General features: G+C 66.2%; 5 protein-coding genes. 1 reads left to right on the plus strand and 4 read right to left on the minus strand.

Features of this window, described 5'->3' with window-relative positions:
* Nucleotides 1–16 precede the first annotated feature (16 nt).
* The 4 genes from L8H00_RS10010 to L8H00_RS10025 form a co-directional block, all read right to left on the minus strand.
* The gene (locus L8H00_RS10010; RefSeq protein WP_242097162.1) at nt 17–1,783 is read right to left on the minus strand and encodes a DUF885 family protein; all 1,767 of its coding nucleotides are present in this window, start codon (nt 1,781–1,783) and stop codon (nt 17–19) included.
* Nucleotides 1,784–1,807: 24 nt separating this feature from the next.
* On the minus strand, nt 1,808–4,273 hold the full coding sequence (galA, locus tag L8H00_RS10015) for a beta-galactosidase GalA (protein ID WP_242097163.1): 2,466 nt from the start codon (nt 4,271–4,273) through the stop codon (nt 1,808–1,810).
* Entirely contained in the window at nt 4,273–7,245 is a 2,973-nt protein-coding gene (locus L8H00_RS10020; RefSeq protein ID WP_242097164.1) for a TonB-dependent receptor, read from the minus strand. The genes galA and L8H00_RS10020 overlap by 1 nt, the downstream gene beginning before the upstream one ends.
* Before the next feature lie 166 nt (nt 7,246–7,411).
* Nucleotides 7,412–9,889 carry a TonB-dependent receptor gene (locus L8H00_RS10025; protein ID WP_242097165.1) on the minus strand — a complete coding sequence of 826 codons (2,478 nt, stop codon included), beginning with the start codon at nt 9,887–9,889 and terminating at the stop codon, nt 7,412–7,414.
* A gap of 300 nt (nt 9,890–10,189) precedes the next feature.
* On the opposite strand from L8H00_RS10025, the gene L8H00_RS10030 reads away from it, so the two are divergent.
* Nucleotides 10,190–12,397 (plus strand): TonB-dependent receptor, encoded by a 2,208-nt coding sequence (locus tag L8H00_RS10030; RefSeq protein WP_242097166.1) that lies wholly within the window; start codon nt 10,190–10,192, stop codon nt 12,395–12,397.
* Nucleotides 12,398–12,431: the final 34 nt, after the last annotated feature.

Below are 12,431 nucleotides of genomic sequence, written 5' to 3' on the forward strand. Positions count from 1 at the left end.
CAAACCCTGGGGCTCGTCACTCCTCGTCGGGATAGGGGCCCTTGCCGCCCTCGGCGATGAAGCGGTCGATCCGCGCAGTGACGAGCGGCAGCGGCACCGAGCCGAGTTGCAGCACGGTATCGTGAAAGGCCCGGATGTTGAACTTCGCGCCCAGCGCCTTTTCCGCCTTCGCGCGCGCCTGCACGATCGCCATCTCGCCCAGATAATAGCTGAGCGCCTGACCCGGCCACGCGATGTAGCGATCCACCTCGGTCTCGATCTCGTGATCGGCGAGCGCGGTGTTGTCGTGGAGATAGGCCTGCGCCTGGGCGCGCGTCCAGCCCATGGTGTGGATGCCGGTATCGACCACCAGCCGCGCCGCGCGCCACGCCTGATAGCTCAGCATGCCGAACCGGTCATAGGGCGTCTCGTACATGCCCATCTGGTCGCCCAGCCGTTCGCAATAGAGCGCCCAACCTTCGCCATAGGCCGAGATATAGCTGTCCTGCCGGAACGCGGGCAGATCCTTGTTCTCGGCGGCCAGCGGCATCTGGAAGGCGTGACCGGGCGCGCTTTCGTGCAGCGTCAGCGCGGGCAGCGCATAGAGCGCGCGCGATTTCAGATCATAGGTGTTGACCAGATAGATGCCGGGCCCCCCGCGCCCGCTGGTGTAGAAAGGCGCGATCTCGGCGGGCACCGGCTTGATCGCGAAGCGGCTGCGCGGCAGGTGGCCGAACCAGTCCTTGGCCTTGCCGTCGAACGTCTTGGCGATCCAGGCGGCGCGGTTGAGCAGATCCTGCGGGCTGGTGGCATAGAAGCGCGGGTCGGTGCGCAGATAGGTAAGGAACGCGGGCAGGTCGCCTTCGAACCGCACCGCGCGCATCACCGCGAGCATCTCGTCGTGGAGATGCGCGACTTCGCTGAGGCCGATCGCGTGGATCTGCGCCGGGGTGAGATCCACCGTGGCGAATTCGGCGATCTTGGACTGGTAATAGGCGCGGCCGTCGGGCAGCGCGTCGGCGCCCAGCGCCACGGTCGCGTGCGGGATATACTCGGTGCGCAGGAAGGCGAGCAGCGGCCGGTGCGCCGGGATCACGTCGTTCGCGATCGCGGCCTTGCCTGCGGCGCGCAACTCGGCCTGTGTGGCGGCGGGGATCGCGGCGGGCATGGTCACGAACGGCGCATAATAGGGGTTCGCCTCGATCGTGGGCGCATCGACCATCGCCGCCACGCCCGCGTCGCGGCCCGTGAGCGTCACGCGCGGCGGGGTGAAACCGCGTGCGAGCCCGGCGCGCATATTGGCGATCTGCTGCGCGAAATAGCGCGGCATGTCGTGCAGCATCGACAGATAGCTGCGATAATCCTGCTCGGTGCGCAGCCGCCCGCGCGCGCTTTCCGCCACGTCGCTCCAGAAGCTGCTGTCGGCGTTCAGCGGCTTTTCGTAATCGCGGAACCGCTGCGCGGCGAGCAGCGTGGCGATCTGGTTGCGATAGACGACCAGATCGTCGCGTGCGGCCGGCGACAGATCGGCGGGCGCGATCCGGGCGAGCTGGGCGTCGACCTCGGCCCAGGTCTTCAGCCGTTCGGCCTGCGCCGCGGGACCTTCGTCGGGCAGATGCGCCGCGACATGGTCGCCGCTATCCTCGTTGTCGGCCATCTGGCGTTTCCGCCAGGCCCATTCCTTGGTGTAGATCGCGCGGAATCGCCGATTGGCATCGGTCTCGGCGGCGCGGGCGGGCGCGGACCCGATCGACAGCCCGGCCAGGGCGAGCGTGAGCAGCAATCCGGGGGTCGATCGGCGCATGGCGGTTCCTCATGGGTCGGTTCGTCAGGTTCGTGTCGCCAGCGGCAGCATCGCCGGCACCAGCCCGTCGGCTTGTGCCACCAGCCGGATCGTACCGCCATGGTCGCCCGCCTGGACGAGCGCCATGCACAGCCCGTTGAACGCGGATCGTGCGGTCGCATGATCGGGTTCGAGGCTGCGCGGATCGCCATTGCCGACGCCCAGCAGCCGCGCGTCGCCCGATAGCGCGAAGCGGACCCGGTTCGATGCGGTCGGAACTTCGCGGCCCTGTGCATCGACGATCGCGGTGCGCACCACGGCGACGTCGCCGGGCGCGAGCACGCGCCGGTCGCTCGACACCGCCACCGCATGCGCCGGCCCGGTCGTCTCGCGGCGCGCGGTTGTCACATGGCGGCCGTCCTGGAAGCCGCGGGCCTCGATCGCGCCGGGCGCATAGGGGACGGACCATTCGAGATGGCGGTTGCGCACCACCGGCTTGCGGCCGACGCTGACGCCGTTCACCAGCAGCTCGACCGCCTCCAGGTTGCTGTGCACCCACACCGATACGGGTTTGCCCTCGCGCCCCGCCCAGTTCCAGTGCGGGAAGAGGTGAAGCACCGGCGCGTCGCCCCACCAGGCGCGGTAATACCAGTAATCGTCCTTGGGAAAGCCGCAGCTGTCCAGCTGGCCGAAATTGGATGCGTTGCTCGGCCAGCGGTCGAACGGCGTCGGCTCGCCCTTGTAATCGAAGCCGGTCCAGACGAACCCGCCGGCGATGAACGGCCGTTCGGCATAGAAGGTCCACCAGCGTTCGGCGGTGCTCGCCCAGCGCGGGAATTCGGCGTCATAGGCGGGAACGAGCTGCGCCGCATCGTCGCGCGCATAGGCGCCGCGCGTCATCACCGTGCTGGCGGTCTCGGTGCCGATCGTCGGCTGGCGGGGGTGCGACGCGTGGAAGGCGTCGATCTCGCCCAGATAATAGTTGAAGCCGACGACATCGAGCACGTCGCTTGCACCCTTGCCGAACTGTCCGTTCATCGCTTCGGTCACCAGCCGTGTGCCGTCGAGTGTGTTCACCCGGCGCTTCATCGTGGTGGCGATGCGCGCGCCGGTGGGCGTGCCGCGGTGAATCTCCTCGTTGCCGATGCTCCACAGGAACACGCATGGATGGTTGCGGTCGCGCCGCACCATGCGTTCCAGCTGACTCATTCCCTCCGCATCGCTCGACATCTGCCGGGTCTCGTCGAGGACGAGGATGCCCATCCGGTCGCAGGCGTCGAGAATGGCGGGGGCGGGCGGATGATGCGTCGAACGATAGGCGTTCGATCCCATCGCCTTCAATCGCTCCAGCCGCCAGACGTGCAGGCTGTCGGGCACCGCGAAGCCGACGCCGGCATGATCCTGATGGTTGCACGTTCCCTTGACGACGGTGTGGACGCCGTTGAGGAACAGCCCGCGATCGGGATCGAAGACGATCGTGCGGATGCCGAACACCGTCTCGTCGCGGTCGACCACGCGGCCGCCGATCAGGATCTCGCTGACGAGCCGGTGGCAATGCGGCGTTTCGAGCGACCACAAAGCGGGCTCCGCGAGAAGCGTGGTCTGTGCGACGGTCGCCGCACCCCAGGCGGGCAGCGCCACCGGATCGACGCACCGCGCCCGTTCCACGCCATCGGGGCCGAGCAGGATCGAGCGGAGCGCCGCCGTCGCGGCCGGACCGTCATTGTCGATCTCGGTCGCGATGCGGATCTGCGCGCCGGCGGGCGTCACCGTGGTGCGCACCGCCGCACCCCATTGGCGGACATGCGTGGGCGCGGTCTTCACAAGGCGGACATGACGGTAGAGACCGGCGCCCTCGTACGACCAGGCCTCGCCCAGGCTCATGTCGCAGCGCAGGACGAGGATATTGGGTTCGCCGGGCTTGGCGAAATCGGTGATGTCGATGCGGAACGGCGCATAGCCGCTCTCGTTCGATCCCACGACGAAGCCGTTCAGCATCACCAGGCAATCGCGCGAGACGCCGTCGAATTCGAGCGACAGCCGCCGCCCGGCATCGGCCGCCTCGATCGCGATCGGCCGGCGATACCAGCCGACGCTGGTGGCGGGCCAGAGCCGGCCGAGCGGCTTATACCCCTGCGCGGCACCGGCCTTGTCCGCGTCGCTGCCGGGGGCTCCCGAGCGGGCGAAGGGCAGATCGACCGCCCAGTCGTGCGGCAGGTCCACCGCCTGCCAGCCGGCATCGTCGAAGCCGATCGTGGCCGCGGGCGTGCCGACATCGCCCGATTTGCCATAGGTGTCGTGGCTGGCGCCGAAGCCGAAATCCTGCGCCGGATCGCAGGCATGGCCGAGATGGAAGCGCCATCCGCGATCGAGCGGCACGATCGTCCGGGGCGATGGGGCGGCGCGAGGCACCGTCGCCCCCGCCGCCCCTTCGCCGCTGCCGAGCGCAGCGCCACAGGATGCCAGCGCCGCGCCCTTCAACAGACCGCGGCGCCCGATCCCGTGCCGCATCAGAAGCTCAGCGTTCCGCCGATGAACAGATACCGGCCGACGACGTCGTACACGCCCGGATAGGTGTTGCCGTTGCCGAACGATGCGAGCGAGCCGGCCGCGATCGCGGGAGGATCCTTGTCGAGCATGTTGTTCATGCCCGCATGCAGCGACAGCCGCTTGCCCACCGCGATCGTCCCCGCCAGATCGAAATAATCATAGGTCGGGATTCGGGCGTTGATCGTGTTCTGCGAACCGTCGTTGAGCTGGGCCTGCGACGACAGGCTCGACAGCCCCGCCGCACCGAAGTGCCGCCACGACAGCGATGCGGTGATGCCATTGGGCGCCAGCCATGTCGCACGGGCGACGTGACGCCAGATCGGGTTCGGCTGGCCGCAGCTGAAGCCGTAAAGCCCCTTGCAGTCATAGGAACCCTGGCCCGGCAGCGGTTCTGACACCGAACTGGCGAGCCAGGTGCCGACCATGTTGAGGTTCACCTTGCCCAGATTGCCGATCCCCACCGTATAGTCGGCGTTGACGTCGATGCCCGATGTCTGGAGGTAGCCGGTGTTGAACGTCGTGGAAACGACATAGCCGTTCGCGCCGTAGAGCTGGCCGTTCTGCGGATCGCGGTGGAACAGGCTGCAATAATAGGCGACGCCTCCTGTCAGGCACTGGCTGATGATGAGATCGGCCGGCACCGAGCTGATATAGCCGTTCACCTTGATGTTGAAATAATCCACCGTGAGGGTGAAGTTGCGGACCATCCGCGGCGTGAGCACGATGCCGGCCGTGTAGGTGTCGGCCTTTTCGGGCTTCACGTTGATGTTGCCCCCGTAAAGCGCGCTGCACGTATCGGCCGGGCAATCGAAGATCGATCCGGCGTTATACTGCGCTGCGGTCACGCCGCTCGCCTGACACGCGGCCAGCGAGGGCCGCTTGGCGCTATTGCCCGCGCACGGATCCTGCGCCGAGACGTTGCCGACGCTCTGCGATCCGAACAATTCGCCGACCTGCGGCGCGCGGAAGGCGCGGTTGTAGCTGGCGCGGAGCCGGATATCGCTGACCGGCTGCCAGCTCAGCTCGCCCTTGTAGGTGAAGGCGTCGTACGAGGAATGGAGGCCCGTCGAGTTCTGCCGGTTGTCATAGGTCGAATAGCGTACGCCGCCGTTGATCGTCAGCGCCTTGAAGAACGGCTTGTCCTGAACGATCGGCACCTCGAGTTCGCCGTAACCCTCGGTCGCGGCGATGATGCCATCGGCGTTGGTGGTGCCGTTCTGGATCGCGATCGCATCACCGGTGAACAGCAGCGTCTCGCGGCGTCGCTCGGCGCCGATCGCGATGCCCAGGCCCTGCGTGGCCCAGGGGCTGGTGATCCCGAGCTTGCCCAGATCCCCGCTGAGCGTCCCGGCGATCACCTGCTGCGAATTGCGCCCCATCGTGTTGCTCGGCGAGAACAGATATTGCGCCGCTGCCGCCGACAATCCGCCATATTGGAATACGTTGGCGGGCACGCATGCCGGATCGCTGCCGTCCACCACCGATTGGCAGGTAGGCACGCCGTTCACATTGACGACGTTCAGCGCCTTCTGCGCCTTCACATTGTCGACGTTGTTGAGATAGGTTTCGTCGTAGCGGACGAGCGAATAGAGATAGCTGACGTCGTAGGAAAAGCCGCTGCCCAGATCGCCGCGGACGCCGGCGGTGTAACGGAAGTCGTTGTGGCGCAGATAATCGCGGCGCGGCGGGATCCCGTTGCCCGAAAGCCGGTAACCGATCTCGACGGTCGACTGCGTCGCCGTGCCCGCGTTGGCGCCGCACAGCGTGGTCGCCTGGCTCGCACTCAGCAGCGGGTTGTTGCACCCGATCTGGAATTGCGTGCCGAGAAACAGCGCGGACGGTGCGACCTGCGAGAAGCTGTGATCGCGCATGTACATGAAGCTTCCATAAGCCTCGGCGATGGGCGCGATCTGGAACTTGGCGAAGGCGCCGGCGGTGATGCGCTGGTCGGAACGCTGGAAATAGTTGGTCGGCGAGTAGTTATACGCGAACTGGCTGGCGTTGTAGGGCACCCATGTCTTCGTCCCGTCCATCGTGTTCGTCACGCGGGTGCCGGCGTTCGGCCCGGTGCGCAGGTTGAACGTACCGTAAGGCGTGTTGCTCGAACCGCCGCAGGACAGGTTGGTTGCCGCATCGTCGGCATTCTGGAGCGCGCAGGCCGACACGTCGCGATCGGACTGGAGGATCGGATTGAAATGCCGGTAGCCGGCATAGGCGGTGATGTTGCCGCGGCCATCGGCGAAATTCTTCCCGCCTGCGATGTTCACGTCGAGCTTGCCGCCGTCGACCGTGTGGCTGGCCGCATTGGCGAACCCGCGCTGCGAGATGATGTTGCGGATGTAGCTGTTGCCGTTGGTGTGATCGTCGATGCTGTTCTGAACGTCGAGGCGCAGGCCATCGAGATTGTCGCGAAGCACGAAGTTGACCACGCCCGACAAGGCGTCGGAGCCATAGACCGCCGAGGCGCCCCCGGTGACGACGTCGATCCGCTCGATCAGTGCCGAAGGCACGAAGTTGATGTCCACAGCCTGCTGCGGCAGCATGCGCTGGCCGTTGATGAGCGTCAGCACGCGGTTGGAGCCGAGATTGCGCAGATTGACGTTGGCGGTGCCGTCCGAACCGTTCGAGACGTTTTCGTTCGCATCGGCGGTGAACTGCGGCAGCCGGTTCAGCACGCTTTCGACGGTGGTCGCGCCCTGCAGTTTGATCTCGGCGGCGCTCACTGCGGTCAGCGGGCTGTTGCTGGCGAGATCGGGGCGGCGGATGCGCGTGCCGGTCACCACCACGTCGTCGGCGGGCGCGGTCGCCTGGGTCTGGTCGACGGGCAGCGTCGGCGGCGTGTCCTGCGCATAGGCCGCGGACGAGAGCAGCGCAGCGACGGCGGCACCGATGGCGGTGGTCGTACGCGCACGCATGGCGATCGCATTGTTCATTCAGTCCCCCTTTGGCTTATGCCCATTTTCTGTCGGACAAAGCAGCACCTGGGACATGAAATGTCAAATATAATATACGATGTATGATCGATTGGTTGCGGGCGTGTGACATCCGCGCCGGATGGGGTGGCGGACGACGCCTGTGCGCCGTCCGCTCCCAACCTTTTTACATCTTCACCGTCGCCTCGAGGCCGAAGGTGCGCGGCGCATTGAAATTGCCGTAATCGCCGAGGATGTTGTTCACGCTGCTGGTCGTGGTGCCGGCGGCGGGCAGGGCGCCCAGGCTGTTCGACGGGTCGCGGCGATAGACGTGCTGCTCGTCGAAGATGTTGCGCGTCCAGAGCGACACGGTCAGCTTGGCGCCTGCGCGGCCGAGATCGAAATTGGCGATGGACAGGCGCCCGTTCACCAGCGTCGATGCGTCGTTGTGCGTCGCGAACTGGTCGAACGCCTGGGTCGACTGGCTGTAATTCGCATCCAGGTGCAGCTTCAGGTCGAAGCCGTCGAACGGCCGCGTATAGTCGAGCGCCGCGCTGGCCGCGTTGCGCGGGGTGAACACGATATAGACGTTCTGCACATAGCCGGTGAACGGGTTCAGCACCGGCGGGATCTTCGTGTAGGTATAGGCATAGGAGCCGGTCAGCGTCAGGCCCTCGACCGGGTTGACGGTCAGATCGGCCTCGACGCCGCGGATCTTGGTGATGCCGGGGGCATTGATCGTCTCGATCGTGTTGCGGTTCGATCCGGTGATCGCATCGAACGACACCGAACTGAAATCGACCTGGCTGCCCTTGCGGTCCATGATGTAGCCCGCAAGGTTCAGGCGGACGTGATGATCGAGAAATTCGGTCTTCGCGCCGATCTCATAGGCCTTCACCGTTTCCGGGCCGAACTGGCGGTACGTCACCGACCGCGAGCTGGCGCCGCCGGCGCGGTAACCGGTCGAATATTTGCCGTAGAGATTGATCCCCGGCGCGGCGTCGAACGCGACGATCGCCAGCGGATCGAAACGGCTGGTCTTTTCCGCATAGGTGTAGGGGCGGGCGATGTTGTTGACGATGTAGAGGCTGCCGTTCTTGTCGTCATGCGTGAAGCGGCCGCCGACCGTCACGTGCAGCGCATCGTCGAGCACGCCGGGCGTATAGGTGCCCTGGCCGAAGGCGGCATAGCTGCGCGAGCCGGCGGTGCTGGCGCGGTCGATCGAGCGACAGCCGGGCTGCGATCCGAAGCCGGCCGAGCCGCGGCACGGATCGAGCACGGTGACGAGCGTGCGCGTGGCATCGAACGCGTTGGAATTGGGCGTCGCGGCATCGTCGCTGGCGCGTTCCTGGAAATAATAGAGGCCCGCGGCATAATCGAACTGCGGCACGCTGCCGACCGCCTGGAATTCCTGGCTGAACTGATGCTGGTAGAGATCGGCCAGGCTGTAGCGGCTGAAGTTGCAGCCCGTGCCCGTGCAGTTGGCGGCGACGACCGGCGGACGATGCGCGCCGCCGCTGTTGTCGTACTGGACCGAGCTGACGGTGCGATAGGCGGTGATCGAGCGGAATTCGATCCAGGGCGCCGCCTGATAGCTCAGATGAAGCGAAACGCCGCGGGTCTTGTCGACGCTCGGCTGCTGCGGAACGCCGATATCGGCAACGTCCATGCGCGACGTGCCGTTCACCTGGATCAGCGGCGACAGCGTCTTGACGGTGCCGGTGAAGGCGGTGGGCGACGTGCCGGGCAGCACGCAATTGGGGGTGGCCGCAGCGGCGCCGGCGGCGCAGCCATTGGGGTTGTAGTTCAGGAGCTGGCTGTAGAAGGCGCTGTTCGCGTCATAACCCGCGTCGAACGCGAAATCGGCGGTGAAATGGTCGATCGGCTTCCAGCGCACCGCGACGCGGCCGCCGCGGCGATCGAAGTAATTCCAGCCGGTCTGCCCCGCGAGCGGGTTCTTCGTGGTCGGGCCCTGATATTGAACGACGCCGTCCACCTTGATGCTGATATTGTTCTTTTCCGGCAGATCGATGTGCAGATCGCCGTTATAGCCGCCGTAATTGCTGATCCCGCCGGTCGCGCGCAGGTCGAACACGCCCGACGGCGCCTTGGTCACGATGCTGAGCGCGCCGCCTTCGGTGTTGCGGCCGAACAACGTGCCCTGCGGGCCCTTCAACACCTCGATGCGGTCGACGTCGAACAGGGCGGCGTTCAGGCCGTGCTGACGGCCGAGATAGACGCCGTCGATATAGATGCCGACGCCCTGTTCGCGCGCGGGCTGGTTGGCGTCGAGCGGCACGATGCCGCGGATGCCGACGGTGAGCGCGGTCTGGCGCGCCTCGAACGTCGCGACGCGCAGCGACGGCACCGCGCCGTCGGCGAGGTCGTAGAGGCTCTGGACGTGCCGGTCCGCCAGCGCCTGGCTGCTCAGCACCGCGATCGCGATCGGCGTCTTTTGCAGGTTCGTCTCGCGCTTGGTGGCGGTGACGACGATGTCGCCAAGGCCCTGATCCTCGGCGGTCGGTTCGGCGACCAAGGTCGAGACGGCGGTCTGCGGATCGGCGGCGGCGGCCCGTGCGGGCGCGGCGATCGGATCGGCGTGCGCCTGCGCGGCGAGCGCGAGTGTGAGTGCGGCGATCGAGATCGCCGAAGCGCGAATGGTCATGATTGGTCCCCCCGGGTCTGCACGGCGGTTTCGCTCGCGCTCCGGCTCGGTAGGCAGCGATCATGACAACCGGATGAAACTAGTGTGACGGCACTATAACTTTGATGGACCGATGTGCCGGCCCGGCGAGAGCGGGATCGGGCATCGCCCGCGCCGGGCTGCCGGGCACGCATGTCGATTCCGTCATACGATGTGACATTGTTGCGACAGCCCGATCCAATCCGATGGCGACGATGCGTTCGCGCTGGTGATGATACAATATCGCATCTAACGGCATGGCTTCCATCGACAGGAGTTGCCATGCGCCCGATCCTCTTCATGACGGCAAGCCTGCTCGCCATGTCCGCCGCCGCGGCTTCGGCCCAGGTCAGCACCACCGCGGACCCGGCGACCGCGCAGACCGGCGCGGTATCGGGGCAGGGGCGCGTCGATGGAACGGCCGGCCGGGCCGCGCCGAACGCGCCGTCGGACATCGTCGTCACCGCACGCCGGCTGGACGAGGCGCGCGCCGCGATCCAGCCGTCGCTGGGCGCCACGAGCTACACGATCACCAACGACACGATCCAGGCGCTGCCCGGGGGCGACAACCAGCCCTTCAACCAGATCATCCTGCAATTGCCCGGCGTCGTGCAGGACGGCTTCGGCCAGTTCCACGTGCGCGACGATCACAACAATCTGCAATATCGAATCAACGGTACGATCCTGCCCGAGGGCATCGCGGTGTTCGGCCAGACGCTGAGCCCGCGGATCATCGACCGGTTCAACCTGCTGACCGGCGCGCTGCCGGCGCAATATGGCCTGCGCACCGCGGGGATCATCGACATCACGACGAAGAGCGGGCTGTTCGCCGATGGCGGATCGGCGTCGATTTATGGCGGATCGAACGGCACGATCCAGCCGAGCGTCGAATATGGCGGCCATAGCGGCAACACCAATTTCTTCGTCTCGGGCGATTATCGCCACAGCGACCGCGGCATCGAAGGCGTGGACGACAGCCGCACCCCGCTGCACGACCAGACCGACCAGTTCCAGGCCTTCACCTATATCGACCACACGATCGACGACAGCCACCGGATCTCCTTCGTGGGCGGCTATTCGAACCAATATTTCCAGATCCCGAACCCGCGCGGGCTGACGGCGCTGAACGATGGTTTTGCCGGCTCCACCACGCCGCCCTACGCGGTGGGCGGCACCCGCGACTATCCGAGCGACTCGCTGAACGAGCGCCAGATCGAGAAGACTGCGTTCGGCCAGATTGCGCTGCTCCACGATCACGAGCGGCTGACCTATCAGCTCTCCGCCTTCGCGCGCTATTCCTCGCTGCGCTACCGCCCCGACGATCTGGGCGAACTGCTGTTCAACGGCCAGGCGCAGCAGGCGTACAAGACCGATTTCGCGATCGGCGGCCAGGTGGATGCGGCCTATAAGCTGAACGACACGAACACGGTACGCGGCGGCGCGGTCGTCACCCGCGATCGCGGCAGCAGCCGCACCAGCACCTTGGTGTTCCCGGTGGCCAATGACGGCACGCAGGCCGGCCAGCCCTTCGCGCTCGCCGACGATGGCGGCCAGACCTCGTGGACGGAAAGCGTCTATCTTCAGGACGAATTGAAGATCCTGCCCGTGCTGACGTTCAATTTCGGCGGCCGGTTCGACCATTATTGCGGCTATCGCTGCGAGCAGCAGTTCAGCCCGCGCGCCAATCTGGTCTACAGCCAGGCGGGGACGACGGTGCATCTGGGCTATGCGCGTTATTTCTCGCCGCCCCCGTTCGAGCTGGTCGCGACGACGTCGGTCGCCAGCTTCCAGGGCACCAGCGCGCAGGCCAATTCGCTGACCGACACCACGCCGTTCGCCGAGCGCCAGCATTATATCGATCTCGGCTTCCAGCAGAAGCTGGGAGGCGCCTTCTCGTTCGGTGTCGACGGTTATCTGCGCTATTCGCACTATCTGATCGACGAGGGCCAGTTCGGCGCGCCGATCGTGCTGACGCCGTTCAACTATAATCGCGGCCGGATCCACGGCGTCGAGGCCAATGCGAGCTACACCGCGCACGGGCTGCTCGCCTATGCCAATTTCGCCTATGCCAAGGCCCAGGGCAAGGACATCGTGTCGAGCCAGTTCAGCTTCTCGCAGGACGATCTCGACTATATCCGCAACCATTATATCTATCTCGATCACGACCAGACCTACACCGCGTCGGGCGGCTTTTCGTACAAGGTCCAGGGCGGGGCGCTGCGTGGGCTGCGCTTTGGCGCGGACGCACTCTACGGTTCGGGGCTGCGCGCCGATGGCGACGTGCCCAATGGCCGGTCGCTGCCGGGCTATGCGGTGGTGAACCTGTCGACCAGCTATCGGCTCGATCGGCCGGGGATCGCAATCCGGTTCGACGTCGCCAATGTCGGCGATCACGTCTACGAGATCCGCGACGGATCGGGCGTCGGCGTGGGCGCCCCGCAATATGGCGCGCGACGCGGCTTCTTCGTGGGGCTGACCAAGGATCTGTGAGGCCGCAGGGTCGCGCGGCACGGCGGCGAACGGC

Origin of the sequence: Sphingomonas sp. CROZ-RG-20F-R02-07, assembly GCF_022662335.1 — a bacterium.
Taxonomy (GTDB): Bacteria; Pseudomonadota; Alphaproteobacteria; order Sphingomonadales; family Sphingomonadaceae; genus Sphingomonas.